The organism is Bacillus sp. 03113 (genome assembly GCF_006546985.1).
In the GTDB taxonomy this organism is placed as follows: domain Bacteria; phylum Bacillota; class Bacilli; order Bacillales; family Cytobacillaceae; genus VATK01.
Genome location: NZ_VATK01000031.1, coordinates 1 through 21,118, shown reverse-complemented (window position 1 = coordinate 21,118; position 21,118 = coordinate 1). Strand labels below are relative to the sequence as shown.

Below are 21,118 nucleotides of genomic sequence, written 5' to 3'. Positions count from 1 at the left end.
TGGCAATTTTTTTGCTTATAAAGCTCTCTATTAAAGGATTTAATAACCTATTTCTATATAAAGTTTTGACAATACGAGCTTCATGAAGGGGGTATAAACATGAAAGTCCGACTTACGGATTTTAGTGAGGATTGGTCTCGAATGTTTCAAATAGAAGCTCAATTTTTAAAAACAATATTTGGTGACGAGATAATTCGATTTGAACATTTTGGGAGTACGTCAATTCAAGGGATGAAGGCAAAGCCTGTAATCGACATGATGTGTATCGTTAAAGACATAGAGATGGTTGATTTATTCAACTACAAAATGGATTCTCTTGGATACGATGCTGCGGGGGAATGGGGCATTACAGGTAGAAGATTGTTTCGAAAAGGTGGGGAAAACAGAACTCATCATATTCATTTTTATCAAATTGATAACCCTCAAATTGAACGGCACTTAATATTTCGAGATTATCTTCGGTCCCATCCAGAAGAAGTAGCTAAGTACAATCACTTTAAAGAAGAGTTGGTTCAACGTTTCGATCACACAAGTGAATATAGTCCAGCAAAAAAAGTATTCGTGAAGGAAATGGAACAGCAAGCACTCCTTTGGTTTGCAGTCAGTCAGCGGAAATTATAATTGTTATAGGATAATTTTAATTTTTCGTAAGTTTCTCTCATGATTGGAAGCTGGTTTATGGTTTAATCATCATTTTATGTACTCGTCACTTCTACTTAACGAAATTTCTGTGATTTTTTAGCTTTCACTTCATTCATGTTAGTGAATTTTATTATAGCGTAATCAAGCTGTGTTTCCCGATATCCGCTCACATGTCTAACGCCAGAAAGCCGCCTACTGGCCAGTGATTCGATCGATTCGGTCGAATCTTTCTATTTATAGTGCAAAATCTAGGTGGAATTTTTCATTCTACCTGACTGTGGTAGTTATTGATCCATTCTTACTAACAGAGTAGTATATAGTTATATTTTAATAAGGAGGTGGAAATCACGAACGATATTATATTCAAATTAACTGAGCTTGGATTTTCTTCTTATGAGGCAAAAGCTTATTATGCCTTACTCCAAAAACAGCCGGCCATTGGATATGAGGTGAGCAAAATTGCTAAAGTTCCAACTTCAAAGATCTACGAAACTCTTACAAACTTAATAAACAAAGGAGCAGTAATCAGCAGTACTTCTGAGCCAGTTTATTATTCAGCCATTGATCCCGAAACTATATTAAAAACAATCAAAAAGGAATTTGTTACAAAAATTGAAGATTTAGAAGTTGAATTAAAACAGGTTCAGCCAATACCTGATATAGATATTACATGGAACCTTACTGGATTCAAAATAGTAATGGAAAAAATGATACACGTAATTAATAATGCCTCGAACCTTCTATTACTTTCATTATGGCCGGAAGATGCTGCCAAATTAAAAGAACATATTATTCTTGCAGAAAGTAGAGGTGTTAAAATTATAATCGGAATATTCGGTGAGTTTGATGTCGGCTGTACAGGTATAATAAATCTTGAATCCTGCGGATATACATCAAAAAATAGACTTGGAAAACGACTAAATGTTGTCATAAGTGACTCCAAAGAGGTTGTTTTAGGCGAGATGGGAGAGAAAGAGGATTCTGTAGGCATATGGGCGACTACTCCAAGCATTGTCCTACTTGCTAAAGAGTATATCAAACATGACATTTGGGGCAAATATTTAGTAGATATCGTTGGTGAAGAAAAATTCAATCAAATGTGTGATAGCAATGAAATCCTTTCCTTCCTTATTCATAATCGTTAATTGTTTTTAAAAGTGAAAATTCTTTTTTAGCAAAGGCTGACAGTAGAACATAATTTTAGAGGAGGATTTAAATGCCAGTAAAACCCTTAAATAATGAATATCCATCTATGTACCATCCCTATATAACACTTGTACCCGAAGGGAATTTGATTAGTCTGCTTACAAAACAATCAGAACAACTATCAGAAATGCTCTTGGATGTGCCTGAAGAAAAGTGGACATACCGTTATGCCGCGGATAAATGGAGTTTAAAAGAAGTGATTGGTCACATCCTGGATAACGAAATCATTATGAATTACCGTCTGTTCCGTATTTCCAGAGGAGATACTACCTCTCTTCCCGGTTACGAACAAGATGATTATATTAAAGCGTCTAACTATCATACTTATAAACCGTCTGAACTGATCGATGATTATAAAACGATTCGCTGCTCCACACTCGCCACTATTCGAGGAGTTAATGAAGATGCTTGGATAAAGCAAGGTTATATTGATAATAACGTAATTTCTGCACGCGCTTTAGGCTACATTATAGCTGGGCATGAACTACATCATGTCAAGGTAATTAAAGAGAAGTACTTATTTTAATTATATATACGAATAATGTACTAGAAGACATTTCATAGGCTAGTAAGGGAAAGAATTTAATCACATATCAACTTACTGTACTACTATTATAGAGATAAAAGGAGCGGAGAATCTAAATGAAACTATTAGATTGGCATCAAAAGGGTATGCATTTTAACGAATATGTAGAAAATATGAAGGTAAATCGAGACGAGTTTCAGTACATATACAATAATGTAACTTTTTCAGATCATGTGGTTTCTTTTTTGCAGAGGTTGATAAATAATAAATGCCGTGTGATTGTCCTTACAGCAGACTGGTGTACTGATGCAATGCTATGTGTTCCGATTTTACAGAGAATGTTTGAAATTACGGAGTATGATTCCCGCTTCCTCATTCGAGATGAAAACCTAGAGCTGATGGACCAATACCTTACAAACGGTACATCACGATCGATTCCTATTTTTATTTTCATTAATGATGAGGGTGATGAACAAACAGTATGGGGACCGCGTTCTTCTGAGGTAGAAACGATCATAAGCGACCTTCGAAATCGTTTGCCATTACGAGATAGCAATGTCTTTGAACAAAAACAGAAGGAAATGTATGCAGCCTTTCGGAGCAAACTTGTAAGTGATCCGTCTGTTTGGGAAAGTGTCATAAATAGCGTGGTAGGAAAATTGAAACAGAAAAAACTGAGTGAGTGTTAATCAAACTTTTTAAAAAAGAATGATTCAATTGAATACATTAAGCTTGTTTTGATCAATATTTTCTCAAAACAAGCTTTCTTCTTTTCTCGTTTTTCAAGGCTATTGCTATTAATTTACTCCAAATTTATTTAAAGCAACATCTAACGAGAATGGTTTTTATTTGTATAATGTATTAGATTTTTTTAGTGTGAAGTTGTTCAATATCTTTTCAATAAATGGCATAAAGTAATTTAGAATCGGACCTCCTAAAAAAACGGTTAATAGAGTCCCAATGCCAATGGGTCCTTTGAAAATGAATGCCAATGTCAGGAAGAGAAGATAAATGAATGTTCTTGAAAACAGGATATTCATTTTAGTTAAATCTCGAATAATTAACATTAAACGGTCAATAGGAATTGGTGCAAAATTTGTATGTAAATAGATAGCAGTTCCTAGCCCTGTAATGATTAGACCTGCCATAAAACAAAGAAGTTTACTGAGCCACATTTCTGGTTGTACCAAATGCTGCAATAAAAAAAGCCAAACATCAATACCTAGACCCGTTATGAGGGCTGTTAGCAAACCCAAAAATTCTGGTCTTTGTCTTTTTAAAATAGAATTACAAAATATTAGTAATAAGGCAATAATGATTTCCCAACTTCCTATCGTAAGCCCAACTTTTAAGGATAGCCCGACCAAAAGTGCATCAAAAGGTGACGTTCCAAGGTCTGATTTTATTGTGAAAGAAATACCAAGGGTTAATATCAAAATTCCTAATCCATAAAAAATATATTTCGTTTTACTCAACCTTTTCATAATTCTTTAATCATTAAAATATGTGGAATTCCATCTTCCATAAATATACTTGATGAAGTTTGATAGCCAAGCTTTTTATAGAAACCTTCAGCATGTGTTTGCCCGTGTAATTTAACCTGGGAAGCTCCATTTTCTTTTGCGATTTCTTCTAACACATTAATTATTACTTTTCCAAGACCAAATTTTCGATAACGTTTTAAAATACAGATTCTCTCCAATTTCGCTAATCCATCAACCCATCTTACTCGCCCAGTTCCAACAGGTTCCTCGTTATAATATACCAAAATGTGTTCAGAAAGCTCATTAATGGTGTCGAATTCATCAAACTCATCTTCCAATGGTACACCTTGTTCATCAATGAATACTTCTTTTCTAATATGAAAAGCTATTTTTAAATCAGTATCATTAGTTATTTTTTTTGAATCCATTTTTTTCAGTCCTTTTTTAAATTTATTTAAAACTAGACTAGTAAAAAATATTTTATAGTCTTATAATTAAGTTAAATTATTTTTGTTGCAAATGCAACAAAATTCGTTAAGGAGTTTTATAAATGAAGGAAATTCTACGTGAAATTGGAATGATTGCTAGGGCATTAGATTCTATAAGCAATATAGAATTTAAAGAATTTGACCTTACAAAAGGACAGTATTTGTATCTAGTGCGAATATGTGAAAATCCAGGAATCATTCAAGAAAAGGTAGCAGAAATGATAAAGGTTGACCGTACTACAGCAGCTCGTGCAATAAAAAAGCTTGAAATTCAAGGTTTTATTGAAAGGAAAAGTGATAATCATAACAAAAAAATTAAAAAACTATTTCCAACAGAGAAAGGGAAAAAAGTTTATCCCGTATTAAGAAGAGAAGGAGAATATTCTGATATGGTCGCATTATCTGGATTTTCCTCAGAAGAAATAGAAACCATTTTTAATCTTCTTCAAAGAGTTAGAAAAAATATAGAGGTAGATTGGGAATTTGTAAAAAAGGGAAACAAGAGAGATTACTGAAAAACTAATAGATATATTTAAACGTAATTTATAAGTGGAAATTTAATAATCAAAATTATTAAGGAGAGATCTATTAAAATGACAATAATGATGAAAAAGTGCTCGCTTGAAGATATACATATACTTCAAGAAATAAGTTACGAAACATTTAATGATGCATTTTGTGATTTAAATACGCCCGAAAATATGCAAACGTATTTGGAAAGATCGTTCAATTTAGAGCAATTAGAAAAAGAATTATCTAATGTTTTTTCGTCTTTCTTTTTTATCTATTCTAATGAAGAACTTGCTGGCTATTTAAAGGTTAATATGAATGAAGCTCAATCAGACAATATTGATCGTGAGGCACTAGAAATTGAGAGGATTTATATCCGCAGTAAATTTCAAGGGCAAGGACTCGGGCAACATCTTATAAACAAAGGCTTAGAAATAGCAAAGGAACAGAATAAAAAGAAAGTTTGGTTAGGTGTATGGGAAAAAAATGAGGGTGCAATCAGATTTTATAAAAGAATGGGTTTTGTTAAGAGTGGAGCCCATTTCTTTTACATGGGAGATGAAAAACAAACTGATTTTGTTATGACGAAAACACTTATATAAAACAAGCCGATTTTTCCTATGCTAAGGAAGGAAGAATCGGCTTTGTTCGATTATTGTTCTATTGAACTTTCAAATCCATACCCTTGACGATTCTTTGCGGACATTAAGACAATCATTCTTTATAAAACCAAGCACGATGAAGTAAAGTAATTCCCTCATAAATTTCGTTTTCATCTAATCCAGCAAAGCCAAGAAGAACCATTGACTTTTGGGCAACAGGTGGATCTTCATAGTAGATTGATACTGGATATACTTGAACCCCCTGTTTCCTGGCAGATTCAATAAGCTCCACCTCAGACATATTATTATTTGGTTTCAATAGGACATGCAAGCCAGTTTCAGCGCCGATCACATGCACTTGTTCTCCCATTATATTTTTAATGGCTGTTAGTAAAACCGCGTGCCTTTTTTTGTATATATTCCTGATTCTATTTATATGTCTTTCCCAATGTCCGTTTTCCATAAAGAGCTTGAGTGTATGCTGATGAAGTCTAGAAACTGTTTGTTTATAAACTGAAAATTTCTCCTTATAGAGCGCTAATAATGATGGAGGCAATACCAAATAACTCAAACGTATTGAGGGGATGAGAGATTTTGAAAAAGTACCCATGTAGATCACATTCCCATGGTTATCAAGACCTTGAAGGGAAGGGATCGGTTTCCCTTGATATCTAAATTCACCATCATAATCATCTTCGATAATAAACCCATTCTCTTGTCTCGCCCATTCAATCAATTCCATTCGCCTGGAAATAGGCATAACGGTTCCTAAAGGAAATTGATGAGACGGAGTTACATAAGCCACTTTCGCTCCACTTTTTCTTAATTCAGCAATACTCATTCCTTTTTCATCAAGGGGGATAGGCTTAATTTCTGCCCCATAATCCTTAAGTACAAATCGTATTCGATGAAAGCCGGGTTCTTCTAAACCATAGGATAATTGTCTGCCTATCATGCAGCATAGCAAACTAATTAAATACTGTGTTCCTGCCCCGATGACAATTTGCTCCGCTGAACATTGGGCGCCTCTTGATTGGTAAAGGTACTCCGCAATAAGTTTCCGTAATGAAATTTCTCCTTGAGGATCACCGTACAAAAAGAGATGGCTGTGATCAGAATAAAGACTTTGCATGGTTAATTTACGCCATACTTCGTATGGAAAATGGGTTAAATCTATATCCCCGTGTTTAAAATCATATTGAATAGTGGGCAGTTGTTTGTTGTCCGTGCTGCGACTCTCAATCATTAATGCATTCTTATTACTCCTTAAAAAAAGTTCGTTATTTAGCTCCACAACAAATAATCCTTTTCTTGCTTTGCTTTGAATATATCCTTCAGCTAGAAGCTGTTGGTAAGCAGCATCGACTGTATTGCGACTCACCTTTAAGTGTTCCGCTAATTTTCTTTGGGAGGGCAATTTGCTTAGATGTGGTATTTTTCCACTTTGTATTTCATTTCTAATATATTCATACAATTGTATGTATAGTGGCTCTTTTCTACTACTATGTAATGCAGGGGTTATTTCTAGCATGATGTTCACCTTCCATGTAATCTGGCTCTATTAAAAATAAGTAAACTGGCACTTTATGTGATGCCAGAATTTTCTCTATACTAAGGATACAATAAGTTCTGAAAAAAACAACTGGAGGATAAAACCCTATGTACATTCCATCTCACTTCCAAATTGAAAACGAAGAAATTCAATACGACATAATTGAAAAAAATAGTTTTGCGACATTGTTTTCTCAACATAATGGACTTCCATTTGCAACTCACCTGCCTTTGATACTGGATAAAGATAAAAAATGTTTATATGGGCATTTTGCACGTCCTAATCCTCAATGGAAGGATATAAAAGACCAAAATGTACTAGCTATCTTTCATGGTCCCCACTGCTATATCTCGCCCTCTTGGTACGAGACAAATAAAGCAGTACCAACATGGAATTATGTATCTGTTCATGTATATGGACAGGTTGAGATGATAGAAGCTGATGAATTAATGAATACCTTGCGCGATATGGTATTGAAATATGAAGAGCCAAACAGTTCATATAAATTAGACCAAATAGACTCTAGTTTTATAGAAGGGATGACGAAAGGAATTGTAGGATTCAAAATTAGAATTGAAAAAATAGAAGGGAAGGCAAAGTTGAGTCAAAACCACCCAATTGATCGACAAGAACGAGTCATTCAGAAATTAGAACAATCTGCAAGTGAGGATGCTCGGAAAATTGCATCTTGTATGAAAGAAAACCTTAGAAAAAAGTCTTAATTGTGCTAAATGAACTCTTTTATGAACAAAGTGGTAGTTAAATAGATTTTTTAAGGAAATTGCAAGTTTTCATAAAACCGAAAAGTGTGATGAATTTTTCAAATAAGTACAAGGAAAGTGGTGGGGAATTTTGGATATCGAATTAACTGAGTTAAAAGGACAGCGTGTTAAACTTGTGCCAATGCATATAGATCATATCGAAGGATTGTTTGAAGCAGGCATGAATGATCAGATATGGGCATATATGCCGATGAAGGTTGAAACGATTGATGATGTAAAGCGTCTTGTAGACGATGCTCTTTCTGCTAGGGATCAAGGATTAGAATTCCCCTATATTATAATAGACCAAGAAACGGAAAAGATTGTAGGCAGCAGCCGATTTCTTAATATTTCAAAATTGAATCGCAGTCTTGAAATCGGCTGGACTTGGTACAATCCAAGTGTTTGGCGTACTCGTATAAACACCGAATGTAAATACTTGCTGTTGAGTTATTGTTTTGAAGCCTTATCCACAATACGTGTGGAATTTAAAACAGATTCCAGAAATACTCGTTCTCAAAGGGCTATCGAAAGACTGGGTGCAGTTAAAGAAGGAATTTTTCGAAATCACCGTATTTTAGCTGATGGCTATATCCGTGACTCCGTTTATTACAGCATAATTCTGCAAGAGTGGCCCTCTGTAAAAACGAGGCTAGAAAATTTCTTGAAAAGCTAGATAATTTAAATCAGCCATAATTATTATAAAAAGGGTCTTCTTTGAAAAAATGTATGCTAAGTAAAGGTTAGCAGAATAAAACTTAATACATTCAAAAGTAATTTAAGAGGTTATTAGACAAGTATATTCTGGAGTATGGATAAAAACATATTTATATATGGGAGCAAATAATATAAATTGATATTACAATTGTTTTTTATTATCCCAATAAAAAATTGTTTTGGACTTACCTATAAAACGATATATTCAAATTTATTAGTTATTGAATTCTTATTATCCTCAATCAGGTGTGAGTTGTACTAAATAGGCACAATCTCCTTTTAAAAAGGTTGTGCCTAATAAGTTTTTTAAATTACGTATTAAGGAAAGATGATTGTCAGTCCTTATCTTACTATTCTTATGATTCCTTCTTTAATATAGAATAAAGGAATACGACACCCGAATTTAAAATAAGAAAGGTATAACCGTTGATGAATAAGGTATTTGTATATTGATTAAGCCATGGATAACGGTAGATTCTTGAGGACTCTTGTGCGGGAGTTCCACCTAATTGATCGATCAAATTCAACGTATACTGATATTCTAGGAAACAACAAAACAGTAGAATAAATAGGGATCCAAGGCTTACAATCTTCCAGGTACCCGGCTGCAATTTAAGGATTCCTAGGCTTCTCCATATACTCTTAGCGAATAGCAAAAAAATGATGACTGCAGGAAAAACAAAAACAAGGCCTAAGTTGCCATTGCCTGATGTAACCTCTGGACTGGTGGTAAATAAGGCCACTAAATACAGGAAAACGATACTCATAAGCAGCCATAACACTACACGCTTGGACATAAACTTCATGTTGTTCTCCTCCCCCTATTTAAATGGCTTTCCGCTACGGCTCATTTGGATAAAGGTTTAGTACAGGAAAGCAAAGCCAAAATCATCGTCATCAGCTGTCCAATCGAGCCAATGTGTGCCGGTATTTGTACTTCCGTTATCTGGATCTTTATACGCTATGTGCAAATCGCCTGCATAGCTACCATCTTTGTCATATCCAATACCTGCTACAAAGTGGTACTCAATAACAGATCCGCCCGCATCAAAACGGTCAAAACGGAGCGCTGCAGGGTCGTTGCTGTCAATGGCAGCAATAAACTTGGAACTGTTACCTACTGCATCAGAATACTGACTTGATTCCCAGTTTGAACTCGCATGGCGTACATGTGTAAGAGCCCCATTCGCCCACATTGATAATGAAGTTCCTATCCAAGTACTTCCCATTTCATTATACAAGTGATTCACCAATGCTGCCCATGAGCCATAATATGCATTATCTCGGACACTGTAGCCGAGTACATCATGATAATAATCCATGATCATTGCACCAGTTGTTGCACCGCAGGCTGAACCTGGATTATTAATGCCTGAAGAACGCTGGTAAATTCGATCAACAGCCAATACCTTAACCGTAGCCGTAGCTGCAATGGAATAGCCCAGCCCAGCATCCCTTGGTTCTAGAAGAGCTTCCCACCCAGGACTTTTTTCAGTTCCTTTTTTGATGGACTTTAATTCTGCTTTTTCAATTTTTTCGGTTTCTTTCGTACTTAATTTGCCCTCCTGTTTTATTTTTTCGACTGTATTTGTTTTAGCCTTTTCAAACTTATCTTTTACATCCTTTCCATTTTGACCAAATTGGAATATCCAAGCTCCATAATAATAGGCCTTTTCGCCAGGAGCTTTTTTGCTTAAAGTTTCTGAAAGATCGCCATCTATTCCGTATTGCATGATAGGGTCAATGGTATCAATAGCTGATGTTATAAAATATCCTTTCGTTTCCCCAGCTTCAACTTCAAAATAGTATCCAATAAGTGTTTCATCGGTATCATATAGATATTCTTTCAATAAGAGTGTTCCACTTTCCAAAGGGTGCAGATGTGGTTTGGATAAAATGAAATTTTCGGTTGCTTTATAGGCATCTTCAAGGGTAACAGCGTGTGTGGTGACCATCCCGGTTGGATTTTGTTGTTCATTTTGTGCAGCCTGAGCATAAAAAGGAACTGTCAGCAAGGAAGTAACAAGTAATGAGATCAGGATTTTTCTGCTTTTAAACAATTCATTCATCTCCTTCTATTAACTTGTATGATATTTTTCCAGTTTAGAATACCAAATAAAAGACAGAAAATATCAATATTTACAAAATATTCACTTTTTTATAAAGTATTTACAGGTTGGTCAGGGCTTGAAAGATGTTTTCACTCTTATAACTAAACTTTTTAACCGTCAATTTCTATCTCTAATATAACCATATCTTCATCTTCTGGACTCCTTATAAATAATTCCAAGCTTTTCCTTGCCTAGTTTCCTTTTGAATAATTTAGGAATTTTCCGATAAATAATAAATTCTTGCCAAATCTGATAAAAATTCATACAGTCACGGTAATAATGCAGGTTTTGTAGACAAAGTCTAATTCTGGGCAGTCTACAAGCTTTTTTAGTCTTATTTATTAAGAAGGTTAAACAAACGATGGAGTTAGTATGAACAATATAATTCAAACTCTTGTTCAAAAATCAGTGTTTAATATTTGAGGTTCTATTTAAACCCATCAACATTTGTATGATATAAAGAAGCCAAGTCTTATAAGCACGAACATCATCTAATAAAAAAGATAAAGTAAGGTTAATCATTACCGATTAATAATTGAACCGTAATAAATAAATTTACAAAAATTAAAAACCAAAAATCTATTAGTAACGTCAAATTTATAGAAAGAAAGAAAGAAGGGAGGTTGGTCATGGCTACTAATTATAGCAATGCATCTAGTTTTACTGAAAGAAAGGATAATTATTTTCCTATTACTAATGAAGAAATTTGGTTGAATGAATTAATGGATAACTATGGAGAAGACATTATTAGGCTAGCTTATTGTTATGTAAGAGATAAATCAACTGCTGAAGATATTGCGCAAAACACTTTTATAAAGTGCTATCAACATGCTTCGGTTTTTCGAGGTGATTCAACAATTAAATCTTGGTTATATAGAATTGCGATTAACTGTTGTAAAGATTATTTTAGAAGCTCTTATTTTAAGCGCATATTGCCAACGAATATCATTCAAAAATTTATTCAAGAGCCTTTACCTTCAACTGAATCAGTTTACTTCGAGAGTGATAAATCGAATGCCCTAATTGAAAGTGTGTTTGGTTTACCAGCAAAATATAGAGAAGTTATCATGCTGCATTATTTTGAAAACTTAAAAATAAAAGAGATTGAGCAGATATTGGATATAAAAGAGAATACGATAAAAACTCGATTAAGAAAAGCAAGAACGATGCTAAAAGAAAAAATAGAGAAAGGGGAATATCATTTTGAATGAGCAATTAAAAGAATTAAGAAAAAGCATGATTTCTACTGAGTTACGTGATGTAAAGTTCGAAAACAAAAATAAAGAATATGTCTTTAACAGTATCAAATCTAATCATAAAAAGTATAGAAGAGTGAACAATTGGATTCCTAGAGGTCTTAGTATGGCTTTGATATCTGGATTTATTTTTGCTTCATTCGTATTTGCTAAGGACTATATTTTGAAACCAAATTCATCTCAAATCAGGCATAATGCTCAAAGTGAGATGAACACAGATAATACGGAAGAGCAATTAAAAGAAGTATTAACAAAGGAAGAAGCTCAACTATTAATGTTGAATACAGTCAATTATTTTAAGACAGCTAAAGGGGTATTCACTCATGAAAATGACCATATTAAAGAAACGGTTGAATATCAAGTTAGTTTGAATAAAGGTGAAATCGGCTCTTATATACAAACCAATTTATCTATAAAAAATCAAGATTTAAATGAAGATTCGAGCAAAAAAGAAACGAATATAACAGCGGTTTTTAATGGAGATAAAACCTTGCAGCTTGATAATGATAGTAAAAAGTATCATTTGTCAACTGCTGCATTCCCTTTTAATAAAGACGATAAGATTGCTTTAAATGATGCTTATAAACAGATGAAAGAAGAATCCCATAGTATGCATCCATTTGGGTCTGCTGCTAGCTCTTTACATCCATATGAATGGGCAGAATTTTTTTTGAAAGATCATGAAAACTGGGAGATTGAGAATCAATCTTCAACATTCCTTGATAAAAATGTCATGATTATCAAGGGAAGCTTAAATAAAGATAATTCTTGGAAATTTAATGCTTCATCCTTTAGATTTTGGGTTGAAAAGCAAACGGGAATTCTACTGAAAATGGAATTATATAATTCAGATAATGAAGTGGTAGACTCCCTAATTACAAAGGAATTAGAGTTAAATGAATCTGTAGATAAGAACAAATTTTCTATTGCTATACCTGAAGGCTATACATTAGAAAAATAAATATATAATAGTTGTTTGTAGTAAGTGAAAAGCGATGTTCACACATATTTATTTAATTATAGGCTAATGTCTTAATATCTTTACTAGTAGTAAGTAATTTAATAGAAACAATTGATACGAGTATTGCCACTTAATCTTGCAACAACAATCCAGCAAGGTTAGTATGCCTGTTTTTGCAGCATTTAGGTTGTGGCAATACTTGGAATGATCATATATTCTTAAATCTCACTATTCCGATATGAATTTATAATATTATGCTTTACAATTTTAAACTGGAGGATTCGGTGTGAAAAAGATAGCAATATTATTATTTTGTATATCTTTGCTTGTGCTTAGTGCGTACTTTTCAACAGGCAAACAGAAAGACTCTTCCAATTCAGTAAAACTAGTTACATCAAAGGGTACTACACCTAAGAATCAGGAAAAGCAAGATATACTTTCAGAAAATAAGGAGGCTCCAGTAGGTTCTCAGTCTATCGTTTTAGAAGCTCCTTTAATTGCCCAGAAGCCAGAATTATATAATGGCTGCGAAGTAACGAGCTTAGCAATGATGCTTCAGTATGCTGGGCTGAATGTTGATAAAATGACTCTAGCCTCAAAAATAAAGAAGGTGCCGTTTGGTCAGAACCCGAATGATGGCTTTGTAGGAGATATAACAGGACGTAATAAAGGGCTGGCCGTCTATCATGGACCTATTACAGAATTAGCAAATCAATATTTAAATGGCAGGGCGGTGGATTTAACAGGCTCAAGCTTTAATGTTGTTTATCAGCAGCTAAACAATAAAAAGCCTGTCTTAGTGATCAATAATGTTCATTTCAATCGAATTTCCGAATCTTATTTTGAAACTTGGCACACTAGAACCGGTGATATAAAGATTACATTTAAAGAGCACGCAGTTCTGGTAACAGGGTATGACGATCAATATATTTATTTTAATGACCCGTTAGCTGTTTCTAAAAATAGGAAAGTACTAAAGGAAGAGTTTATAGCAGGATGGGAGCAAATGGGGAAACAGTCTATTTCATTTTATTAATTTTTTCTTTTAGCTAAGTGACAAAGGGTGGCTATTAGAATATATCCAGACAGAATAGATAAGCGATGCTTCTTATGAAGATCGAATGTTTTATTCTCTATGATTGGTTAACTTCGTTCTTAAGTGTTTATATTTTCGAACATGAAGGAGGAATGCTTCTAATGATCAGTCTTAATACTTTGATAGACTTTACATTTGTTTCGCTTGGCATCGTTTGTTCTCCGGGACCTATCTCATTTCCCGTTCTATTACGCAAGGACGTATGGCAGGAATCATTTCTCTTCTTGGTGTTATGCTTGGTTTTGAAACAGCATCCCGCTAAGATAATTCTAGATGATATCCTCTTGTAGTTGGTTTGAAATAAAGTTTGATCAAAAGCATGCTACGAACGTTGATATTATAATAGAAGTAAATTTCACTTTTGTAAAAAAGTTCGATCAAAATACGAATCACTTATATTATTTACAAATATCTTTTTATAAAAAAGTTTGATTAAAATTAATTGAACCGAACCCTTAATAATCCGATTTTTTTATTTCCGCCAAAAAGTTGAACAGTCTGTCTTATCCAAAATATTAAACTCGATCATTTTCTCAAGTAATGAGAAATCAACCGGACTATTCCACTGGATACGTACCAACTGCTTGGTGTGATCATAACCAGCCTGCACAATTTCATCAGAAAAATGATTAATCCCTGCCCTTTCAGGGGCAACAGCCAAATGATGTTTGGCTACGCTAAAGCCAATAATAAATGTGCCATAATCGGTAAACATAGGCTGATTCCACGCAATTTTTGGCTTGAATTTGGAAATTTCTTAGTTACCCAAGCCAAAACTTCTTCCGTTCGGTCCCGATGTTGCGGGTTATCAATATGCGCTAAATATTCTGCAAAAACTTCCATGTTGTTCCCTCCTAAAATATAAATTATGTCATTCAGAGAAGTTCCTCAAACCCATTCGTAGTTAAAACTCCTCACAGAACCGCTAAGACACTTGCCCCTGTTAATTGAAGATAAAATACTATTGCCTTGAAGCATAAATCAAGTATTTCTTGGTACAATTCGTTTCATATTTCAAAAGTGTTGAAACACTATAACTTTATTCAAAACGGTACATCATTTTTTATAAACGGTTTCCCCTTTTCCCCTGTAGACATGGTTCAAGGCAAAAAGATACTTTTTTGATTGACTTTATACACGCTAGAAGTAAGCAATATGCCAGTTTCTTCTGCTGCCGAAGCAAGGGCTACGGAAAAAACCCCAACTACTAAAGGCGATGGGATATGAGCGAAAGCAATACTCAAAAGGATTGCTACATATAAAGCAAACCCCGCCGCTTTGTTCCCCAAAGTATGTAACATCCCCCACTGTCTGAATTTAGCTTTTGTGATAATAAAGTTGAAAAGCCTAACTAATGCCACCACTGCAACAAAAAATATAACGGTATTGCTTACATAAATGTCTGAAAGAAAGAAAAAAATAACCAGGACCACAGCCCAAAATACAAAATCACCTAAACTATCCAGTTTTGCCCCTAAGTTCGTTTCTATCTCAAATTTACGTGCTATATACCCATCGGCAATATCGGAAATACCACATAATACATATAATACGCTAAACGCCTCAGGGCTCGATATTGCCAACAGCAAAAATGACAGCACGATACGCAGGCTGGAAAGTACATTCGGTAATGCCCTCATAATTAAACGATCCTTTTTACATTAATTATACCATCTTCTTCAATTTTCTTTTATCTCTCCCCTTGACTGATAATCTATCCCACATATTAAAGCATGGTACTGTCATTAATCTAACTTATCATCTGCACCGATTCCTATACCTCTACTCTATCTTACTTAATCCATTTTTCAACCTCAGATGTTCGTCTTCTTTTGGACATAAAAACACCCCTTTAGATAATCATATCCAAAGGGGTAAAACGGTACGACTTTTTTATAAACGATTCGACTTTTTTCAAAACGGTGCAACTTTATTTCAAAGCCACACTTGTGCCATGGCAACCCCATTCGGATGAAGTTTACCTACTTAGATGTCGGAAGAAGGTGGCATATTAAAGAGTTCAACAGAAATAATGGAAACTCTTCAAAATGTCGAACAAAGTGTAATGTTAGTGGGCATAGTCATATTCCTAGAATCGTATATTTACCAAGTGGAAAAATGGTTGTGAACCCAGGCGGTGTAGGTCTTCCTGCATACAGAGATGTGTTACCTATACCTCATAAAATGGAATCAGGATCGCCATATGCCAATTATACGATCATAGAAAAAGGTTCGAACCATTGGTTAATTGAACAAATTTAGTGTAGCCTATGAATGGGAAAAAGCAGCTGAGATTGCAATCCGAAATGATCGACTTGACTGGGGACCAAAGCATTGAGGAGTGGAAGATCTTAAATGCTTGATTTAACTTCTTATATTACTACTAATATAGCGTATTAAAATATAAGATCTTACTATACTGTCATTTTATCGGGCTTCCGACCTTTTATATTGCCGATTCAATGACTTGGGTATCAATGTAAAGCTGATCTTCCACAATTTTTCCCCATTTTGCAAGAACCGCAAAAACTACGGAGATAGCCTGCTTATCTTCGCTCATTGGAGTGTTCAGCGACGAAATCTCGTCACTTTAGTGATGAGAGGTTCTAAAAGTCCAAGTTATAAGAGAGATTCGGTTTTACCTTTCCTTAACGTAGAAATCCAAAATATTCCCATATTTGTCTGATTCAATATGGCAGCAGCCCTGTAGTTTATTTTTTAGCATTTCCCGCCCTCGCTGCACTCTTGATTTGGTTCCTGAATAAGAGATGCCGAGATGCTGACTTAATTGTTTTTGAGACATGCCTTTAAGCTCCGAAAGTTCGAGAGCTTCTCTATATTTTTCAGGCAATTGCTGAATCCCATCCTTAAAGCAAGAAATAACTTCTTTGGAATAGTCCACTTTTTCATTTTCATCGCTGATTTTAAGATGATCCGTAAATTCCTCGGATTTTTTTCCTCTGCGGTAGTAATCCGCGATACTATTCCTAGCAATCCGATAAATCCAGGGCTGTATTTTTTTCTCATCCCTTAAATCAGAAATATGACCATTTATCTTCATAAACACATTCTGTACGATATCTTCACAATCAGCATGATTATCAGTTCTTTTTGCAACAAACCGCTTTACGGGCTCTTGATATTCGTTCCAAACTAATTGGATATCCATTGGAAGCTCGCTCCTTTGACAATTTTTTTATAAACTTTGCGTCTATTAGATTTTAACGGCGTCTTCTATAGTGTATCGAACAATTTGCATAATTAAATTTTACAAAAAGGGGGAGCCATGATGCAATTTTAACGCTTTTCAAGATGTACCAGGGGTGTTTTTGAATATAAAAAATAATAATACGAGGAGAGAATAGTATGAAATACAATTTGCTTGGCAATACAGGAGTACTTATTTCGGAAATCGCTCTTGGCACGATGACATTTGGCGGAGGAAACACATGGGGGATATTCGGTTCACTCGATGAAAAGGAAGCAGGCAGGCTCGTCGATCAGGCGCTGGATGCTGGTGTTAATCTATTTGATACTGCCAACGTATATGCAGATGGGCGGTCCGAGGAGATTCTTGGAAAAGTTTTGAAGTCCAAACGGCATCAAGCGATCATTGCAACGAAGGTGAGAGGACGTACTGGTCCCGGACCTAATGAGATCGGATTATCGCGGCTGCATATCATCGGGCAAGTTGAAGCAAGTCTTAAACGACTCGGTACAGACTACATTGATCTTTATCAAATTCATAATCCCGATCAAATAACAGACTGGGAAGAGACCATGCGTGCATTAGATGACCTTGTCCGCAGCGGGAAAATACGTTATATTGGCTCATCCAATATGAGGGGATGGGAAATAATGAAAGCAAGAGGGGTTTCCCAACTAAACGGCCTTCATACTTTTAATAGATTTTCCTAAAAGAAGTCTCCTTCCTCAAGGAACGAGAAGGGTGTAGCTCAGTGAGTAGGTGGGGGATGAATTTTAGGTAGGTGCTAGCCTACATACAAGCAAAACGAGAATATATGTTCTGTTTTTGCTTGTGTACTGAATATAGATACGATAAAATAAAGGATATAAGAATACTAGGAAAGGAGGATATCGTATGGCAACTACAAACGAAGGTGTACATATTAAAGGAACGAAAAAAGCTTTACCTGAAGGTTGGGTGACGTTTGCGTTTCGATATGCTATTTTCCCTACAAAAGAACAAGCAAAACGGCTAGAACGAGCGTTTGGATGTGAACGAAAAGTATATAACGAGTATGTGGCTGGCTTGTATGATTATTTAGAAGCGGTTGGTTTTGAAGGTGGACCTATTCGTTATAAAACTCCGTCTTATACGACTATTACCGCTAACTATCATTATTTAGACAGAAGTAATGATGCCTTTGTCTATAATGATGCAAAACTTCGTTTTCAGGCATCTATGAAGAAATATAATGAGAGTTACGGAAAGAAGCCCATGCAGTATAAGAAATCTGTCTATAAAAGAATGAGAACGATAGGGTACGTTCCTACACTTCGAGATATAAAAGGAATGCCGAAATTCCATAGCCGGAAAAATGGCAAGTTTAGTTATACGACAAACCAAACGAACGGAAATATTAAAATGACGCAAGAAAATGGAGATTTTTATTTGTGTGTTCCTAAGTTTCAAGAGGGAATTTCCATTGTCTTACACCGTGATATGCCAATAGATGGCGTGATAAAGAAGGCTACTATTAAGCGAGAAGGAACGGTTTATATGGTCTCTCTTTCTGTTGATTTTCCTTTTGTAAAAGTAAAACCAGCAGAACAAGTCAAGTCTGATAAAGTGATTGGTTTAGATTATAGCCAGCATGATTTGTATGTAGATAGCGAAGCACAAATCGCTCAATATAGCCGATACAACAAACTGATAGAAAAAAGACAACGAAAAATGAATAAATCGTTGGCACGAAAGAAAAACCATGCTAAACAGGATGAGAATGGAAACGTTCTATTCAGCCAAAATTATCAAAAACAAGTTGTTTCCTATCAAAGAGTTATGACAAAAGCCAAAAATCAAAGAAGAGATTTTCTACACAAGAAAAGTAATCAGATAACCAATGATTATCAGGCCATTGTGGTAGAAGATTTGGATTTGAGTAGCCTGTCACAATGCCTAGCATTAGGGAAGAAGTTACATGATAATGGATTTGGTCTGTTTCGGAGGATGTTACAATACAAAGCTGATAAAAAAGGGAAGCACTATATCGTTGCAGACAAGCATTTCCCATCCAGTAAAACATGTAGTGAATGTGGGTATAAAAAAGACAAGCTCAAATTATCAGAAAGAACTTACAAATGTGCCCATTGTGGCACAAAAGTCGATAGAGATTATAACGCTGCGCTCAACTTAAAACAGTACGGCATTCGCGTGTTATATGAAATGGGCAAGTTAGCGTAATTTGTATCGATTTCAGTAGCGGTAGGAACGCCGCGAATTCAAGGCTTTGGACATGGACCGTTAGGTCTGTGGATGAATGAGCAATAAAAGAGAAGGTCAGTTGACCTTTGAAGCCCCCACTTCAAGCGAGGCTAAGTGGTTGGTTGTTCACAAGCAGTCAATCCTATTATTCATTGGCAGGACGAGAGATTGAACGGGAAGTTATACCAGTTGTTAAGGATCAAAATATGGGGCTGCTAATATGTAGCCCTTTAGCCGGCGGATTTCTGTCAGGCAAATATACTCGTAATGATCAAGGGAGTGCCGATGACCGACATAGCAAGTTTGCCTTTCCACCGGTCGATAAGGAAAAAAGCTATGCAATTATTGATGTTCTGCAAGAAATAGCAGTGGAGCGAGAAACATCGATTTCCAGTATTGCTCTAGCTTGGGTGCTTAACCAGAAAGCAGTCACCAGTGTGATCATTGGCGCCAAACGTCCAGATCAACTACAGAATAACCTTGAGGCGAGCGGTATCATTTTGAATGAAGACGAATTAAACCAGCTTGATGAAGTCAGCCGATTACCAGAAGAGTATCCGGGCTGGTCTTTTCTAGAAAATGATGATTCGATAGTAAGAAAACATCCAGCAGATCAGTAAGATTATGATAATTATTATTATTTTTAATAGTAACCTTTTCTAATAACTTAATAGATGGATAACCAAAATACAACGATCCCTGATAAATCAACGGATTGTTGTATTTTTCCAGTTTATGTGTTGTGTTTTGGGATAAATATTGAATTTAGTTTGGGAATACAAGCTGCATTGATGGGGCTTCATACTGCCATCTCAACGGCATTTGGTTTATTTATGGCATCCGTGCTAGATCGGAACATCAGTGTTTAGTGGCAAGTGGAATTAGAGTCATAACTTATGTTAAATATATTTAAAGCTCGATACAACTGGCTTTTAAATGGGAGACCTCTGTTTTTAAATTTCCTTCAGCATCAATCGTTACATGATATGTACCATGAACCAGAAAATCAGGAGCTTTTCCCAATGAGATTGCATGATTGTTGAATGTCGCGGTCACAGTTTCTCCTGCTTTTATGTTTAAAACAAGTTGATCCCTTGATGTAAGTACATAAGGTGTTCCGCTGGTTACCCCAGTTCCCTTAACATTTAGGTAGTTCCATTTTAACAATACATGATAGCCCCCATCATGATCAGGAGTTAAGTTTTCAACATAATGTACTCTTCCTTTTAAAGTGACAACTTCTTCACATGTATGGAACGTAGCATCAATAAGAACAGTTTTTTCGTTCGCCACATTTTCAGCATATGAAAAATCTGAACCGATCAAAAACAGCAAAGAACTAATAATTCCTACCGAAAGTAATTTTTTGATTTTCCTCATTATCACACCTCTTCCATATATTTTCTATACCGTTTGATATTAATATATTGTCATTGCGAATGTTATCGAATTATTAAATGTCACATAAAAAATGTTTATATGTTTTCGCTACTTTTTATTTCATTTAATTAACTTAGCACAGAAGTCCCCTTCTTTAAGTTCATGAATGGCATAGCCAGCAATTAGGGGGGATGAGCTTCGGAACCAATGTGCTCTTTAGCGCATTAAGGTTCCAATATTTATCTTGAAACATATGTCTCTTTTGATATGATTATGGTATCATCTTCCATTATGAAACACGAAGGAGCTATCAACAGCTGGTATAAAACCATAACAAATCGTAACAGTTGGTTTGTTGTGGAGGGTTGATTGCTCTC

At 35.1% G+C, this 21,118-nt stretch carries 24 protein-coding genes and 2 pseudogenes; 17 read left to right on the top strand and 9 right to left on the bottom strand.

What is annotated here, in order from left to right; genetic code table 11:
• Positions 1-99 precede the first annotated feature (99 nt).
• From FDO66_RS20020 to FDO66_RS20005, 4 genes are all read left to right on the top strand, one after another.
• Entirely contained in the window at positions 100-621 is a 522-nt protein-coding gene (locus FDO66_RS20020; protein ID WP_141434425.1) for a GrpB family protein, read from the top strand.
• Between the two features lie 359 nt (positions 622-980).
• Positions 981-1,787: a TrmB family transcriptional regulator gene (locus tag FDO66_RS20015; RefSeq protein WP_141434424.1), complete on the top strand. Its 807-nt coding sequence runs from the start codon at positions 981-983 to the stop codon at positions 1,785-1,787.
• Between the two features lie 71 nt (positions 1,788-1,858).
• Positions 1,859-2,374, top strand: coding sequence for a DinB family protein (locus FDO66_RS20010; RefSeq protein ID WP_141434423.1), 516 nt, complete (start codon positions 1,859-1,861; stop codon positions 2,372-2,374).
• A gap of 116 nt (positions 2,375-2,490) precedes the next feature.
• Positions 2,491-3,063 (top strand): thioredoxin family protein, encoded by a 573-nt coding sequence (locus tag FDO66_RS20005; RefSeq protein ID WP_141434422.1) that lies wholly within the window; start codon positions 2,491-2,493, stop codon positions 3,061-3,063.
• Positions 3,064-3,219: 156 nt separating this feature from the next.
• Here the strand turns inward: FDO66_RS20005 and FDO66_RS20000 are convergent, their stop codons facing one another.
• Both FDO66_RS20000 and FDO66_RS19995 read right to left on the bottom strand, forming a co-directional pair.
• Positions 3,220-3,858: a YczE/YyaS/YitT family protein gene (locus FDO66_RS20000; RefSeq protein WP_141434421.1), complete on the bottom strand. Its 639-nt coding sequence runs from the start codon at positions 3,856-3,858 to the stop codon at positions 3,220-3,222.
• The gene (locus FDO66_RS19995) at positions 3,855-4,286 is read right to left on the bottom strand and encodes a GNAT family N-acetyltransferase (protein WP_141434420.1); all 432 of its coding nucleotides are present in this window, start codon (positions 4,284-4,286) and stop codon (positions 3,855-3,857) included. Before FDO66_RS19995 ends, FDO66_RS20000 begins: the two co-directional genes overlap by 4 nt.
• A 122-nt stretch (positions 4,287-4,408) precedes the next feature.
• Between FDO66_RS19995 and FDO66_RS19990 the strand changes: the two genes are divergently transcribed.
• On the top strand, positions 4,409-4,861 hold the full coding sequence (locus FDO66_RS19990; RefSeq protein ID WP_141434419.1) for a MarR family winged helix-turn-helix transcriptional regulator: 453 nt from the start codon (positions 4,409-4,411) through the stop codon (positions 4,859-4,861).
• A gap of 78 nt (positions 4,862-4,939) precedes the next feature.
• Complete coding sequence (gene paiA / locus FDO66_RS19985) at positions 4,940-5,458, top strand: spermidine/spermine N(1)-acetyltransferase (protein WP_141434418.1); 519 nt, start codon at positions 4,940-4,942, stop codon at positions 5,456-5,458.
• A 112-nt stretch (positions 5,459-5,570) separates the two neighbouring features.
• Here the strand turns inward: paiA and pdxR are convergent, their stop codons facing one another.
• The gene (pdxR, locus tag FDO66_RS19980; protein WP_141434417.1) at positions 5,571-6,989 is read right to left on the bottom strand and encodes a MocR-like pyridoxine biosynthesis transcription factor PdxR; all 1,419 of its coding nucleotides are present in this window, start codon (positions 6,987-6,989) and stop codon (positions 5,571-5,573) included.
• Positions 6,990-7,117: 128 nt separating this feature from the next.
• Here pdxR and FDO66_RS19975 point away from each other — a divergent pair, with 128 nt between their 5' ends.
• Positions 7,118-7,732: an FMN-binding negative transcriptional regulator gene (locus FDO66_RS19975; protein WP_141434416.1), complete on the top strand. Its 615-nt coding sequence runs from the start codon at positions 7,118-7,120 to the stop codon at positions 7,730-7,732.
• A gap of 130 nt (positions 7,733-7,862) precedes the next feature.
• Positions 7,863-8,447: a GNAT family N-acetyltransferase gene (locus FDO66_RS19970; RefSeq protein WP_141434415.1), complete on the top strand. Its 585-nt coding sequence runs from the start codon at positions 7,863-7,865 to the stop codon at positions 8,445-8,447.
• Positions 8,448-8,844: 397 nt separating this feature from the next.
• On the opposite strand, the gene FDO66_RS19965 is transcribed toward FDO66_RS19970, so the two are convergent.
• Entirely contained in the window at positions 8,845-9,294 is a 450-nt protein-coding gene (locus FDO66_RS19965; protein WP_141434414.1) for a hypothetical protein, read from the bottom strand.
• A 57-nt stretch (positions 9,295-9,351) separates the two neighbouring features.
• A complete protein-coding gene (locus FDO66_RS19960) occupies positions 9,352-10,548 on the bottom strand; it encodes a hypothetical protein (protein WP_181444683.1) in 1,197 nt (398 codons plus the stop codon).
• Between the two features lie 680 nt (positions 10,549-11,228).
• Between FDO66_RS19960 and FDO66_RS19955 the strand changes: the two genes are divergently transcribed.
• From FDO66_RS19955 to FDO66_RS19940, 4 genes and pseudogenes are all read left to right on the top strand, one after another.
• Positions 11,229-11,810 (top strand): sigma-70 family RNA polymerase sigma factor, encoded by a 582-nt coding sequence (locus tag FDO66_RS19955; RefSeq protein WP_141434412.1) that lies wholly within the window; start codon positions 11,229-11,231, stop codon positions 11,808-11,810.
• Complete coding sequence (locus FDO66_RS19950; protein WP_141434411.1) at positions 11,803-12,816, top strand: sigma-E factor regulatory protein RseB domain-containing protein; 1,014 nt, start codon at positions 11,803-11,805, stop codon at positions 12,814-12,816. Before FDO66_RS19955 ends, FDO66_RS19950 begins: the two co-directional genes overlap by 8 nt.
• A gap of 286 nt (positions 12,817-13,102) precedes the next feature.
• Positions 13,103-13,852 carry a C39 family peptidase gene (locus tag FDO66_RS19945; protein WP_258535808.1) on the top strand — a complete coding sequence of 250 codons (750 nt, stop codon included), beginning with the start codon at positions 13,103-13,105 and terminating at the stop codon, positions 13,850-13,852.
• Positions 13,853-14,013: 161 nt separating this feature from the next.
• A pseudogene (locus tag FDO66_RS19940) lies at positions 14,014-14,156 on the top strand (LysE family translocator); the annotation flags it as partial.
• A 228-nt stretch (positions 14,157-14,384) separates the two neighbouring features.
• Here the strand turns inward: FDO66_RS19940 and FDO66_RS19935 are convergent.
• Positions 14,385-14,755 (bottom strand): annotated as a pseudogene (locus FDO66_RS19935) (iron chaperone).
• Between the two features lie 257 nt (positions 14,756-15,012).
• Positions 15,013-15,552 (bottom strand): CDP-alcohol phosphatidyltransferase family protein, encoded by a 540-nt coding sequence (locus FDO66_RS19930; RefSeq protein WP_141434410.1) that lies wholly within the window; start codon positions 15,550-15,552, stop codon positions 15,013-15,015.
• Between the two features lie 331 nt (positions 15,553-15,883).
• Between FDO66_RS19930 and FDO66_RS21045 the strand changes: the two genes are divergently transcribed.
• Positions 15,884-16,174, top strand: a complete 291-nt coding sequence (locus FDO66_RS21045) for a metallophosphoesterase family protein (RefSeq protein ID WP_181444682.1) — start codon at positions 15,884-15,886, stop codon at positions 16,172-16,174.
• Between the two features lie 376 nt (positions 16,175-16,550).
• Here the strand turns inward: FDO66_RS21045 and sigZ are convergent, their stop codons facing one another.
• Entirely contained in the window at positions 16,551-17,081 is a 531-nt protein-coding gene (gene sigZ / locus FDO66_RS19925; protein WP_141434409.1) for an RNA polymerase sigma factor SigZ, read from the bottom strand.
• Between the two features lie 197 nt (positions 17,082-17,278).
• Between sigZ and FDO66_RS19920 the strand changes: the two genes are divergently transcribed.
• The 4 genes from FDO66_RS19920 (at position 17,279) to FDO66_RS21040 (ending at position 20,230) form a co-directional block, all read left to right on the top strand.
• Positions 17,279-17,830 carry an aldo/keto reductase gene (locus FDO66_RS19920; protein ID WP_141434408.1) on the top strand — a complete coding sequence of 184 codons (552 nt, stop codon included), beginning with the start codon at positions 17,279-17,281 and terminating at the stop codon, positions 17,828-17,830.
• Between the two features lie 184 nt (positions 17,831-18,014).
• On the top strand, positions 18,015-19,340 hold the full coding sequence (locus tag FDO66_RS19915) for an RNA-guided endonuclease InsQ/TnpB family protein (protein WP_141434407.1): 1,326 nt from the start codon (positions 18,015-18,017) through the stop codon (positions 19,338-19,340).
• A 107-nt stretch (positions 19,341-19,447) separates the two neighbouring features.
• Positions 19,448-19,981 (top strand): aldo/keto reductase, encoded by a 534-nt coding sequence (locus FDO66_RS19910; RefSeq protein ID WP_141434406.1) that lies wholly within the window; start codon positions 19,448-19,450, stop codon positions 19,979-19,981.
• 54 nt (positions 19,982-20,035) lie between these two features.
• On the top strand, positions 20,036-20,230 hold the full coding sequence (locus FDO66_RS21040) for a hypothetical protein (protein ID WP_181444681.1): 195 nt from the start codon (positions 20,036-20,038) through the stop codon (positions 20,228-20,230).
• A gap of 40 nt (positions 20,231-20,270) precedes the next feature.
• On the opposite strand, the gene FDO66_RS19905 is transcribed toward FDO66_RS21040, so the two are convergent.
• Positions 20,271-20,741: a hypothetical protein gene (locus FDO66_RS19905; protein WP_141434405.1), complete on the bottom strand. Its 471-nt coding sequence runs from the start codon at positions 20,739-20,741 to the stop codon at positions 20,271-20,273.
• Positions 20,742-21,118 lie beyond the last annotated feature (377 nt).

What these genes read in the sequence shown, in the direction of transcription:
- FDO66_RS20020 (WP_141434425.1), top strand. Translation starts at nt 100, where the DNA reads ATGAAAGTCCGACTTACGGATTTTAGTGAGGATTGGTCTCGAATGTTT.
- FDO66_RS20010 (WP_141434423.1), top strand. Translation starts at nt 1,859, where the DNA reads ATGCCAGTAAAACCCTTAAATAATGAATATCCATCTATGTACCATCCC.
- FDO66_RS20005 (WP_141434422.1), top strand. Translation starts at nt 2,491, where the DNA reads ATGAAACTATTAGATTGGCATCAAAAGGGTATGCATTTTAACGAATAT.
- FDO66_RS20000 (WP_141434421.1), bottom strand. Translation starts at nt 3,858, where the DNA reads ATGAAAAGGTTGAGTAAAACGAAATATATTTTTTATGGATTAGGAATT.
- FDO66_RS19995 (WP_141434420.1), bottom strand. Translation starts at nt 4,286, where the DNA reads ATGGATTCAAAAAAAATAACTAATGATACTGATTTAAAAATAGCTTTT.
- FDO66_RS19990 (WP_141434419.1), top strand. Translation starts at nt 4,409, where the DNA reads ATGAAGGAAATTCTACGTGAAATTGGAATGATTGCTAGGGCATTAGAT.
- paiA (WP_141434418.1), top strand. Translation starts at nt 4,940, where the DNA reads ATGACAATAATGATGAAAAAGTGCTCGCTTGAAGATATACATATACTT.
- pdxR (WP_141434417.1), bottom strand. Translation starts at nt 6,989, where the DNA reads ATGCTAGAAATAACCCCTGCATTACATAGTAGTAGAAAAGAGCCACTA.
- FDO66_RS19975 (WP_141434416.1), top strand. Translation starts at nt 7,118, where the DNA reads ATGTACATTCCATCTCACTTCCAAATTGAAAACGAAGAAATTCAATAC.
- FDO66_RS19965 (WP_141434414.1), bottom strand. Translation starts at nt 9,294, where the DNA reads ATGAAGTTTATGTCCAAGCGTGTAGTGTTATGGCTGCTTATGAGTATC.
- FDO66_RS19955 (WP_141434412.1), top strand. Translation starts at nt 11,229, where the DNA reads ATGGCTACTAATTATAGCAATGCATCTAGTTTTACTGAAAGAAAGGAT.
- FDO66_RS19930 (WP_141434410.1), bottom strand. Translation starts at nt 15,552, where the DNA reads ATGAGGGCATTACCGAATGTACTTTCCAGCCTGCGTATCGTGCTGTCA.
- FDO66_RS21045 (WP_181444682.1), top strand. Translation starts at nt 15,884, where the DNA reads ATGAAGTTTACCTACTTAGATGTCGGAAGAAGGTGGCATATTAAAGAG.
- sigZ (WP_141434409.1), bottom strand. Translation starts at nt 17,081, where the DNA reads ATGGATATCCAATTAGTTTGGAACGAATATCAAGAGCCCGTAAAGCGG.
- FDO66_RS19920 (WP_141434408.1), top strand. Translation starts at nt 17,279, where the DNA reads ATGAAATACAATTTGCTTGGCAATACAGGAGTACTTATTTCGGAAATC.
- FDO66_RS19915 (WP_141434407.1), top strand. Translation starts at nt 18,015, where the DNA reads ATGGCAACTACAAACGAAGGTGTACATATTAAAGGAACGAAAAAAGCT.
- FDO66_RS21040 (WP_181444681.1), top strand. Translation starts at nt 20,036, where the DNA reads ATGGATAACCAAAATACAACGATCCCTGATAAATCAACGGATTGTTGT.
- FDO66_RS19905 (WP_141434405.1), bottom strand. Translation starts at nt 20,741, where the DNA reads ATGAGGAAAATCAAAAAATTACTTTCGGTAGGAATTATTAGTTCTTTG.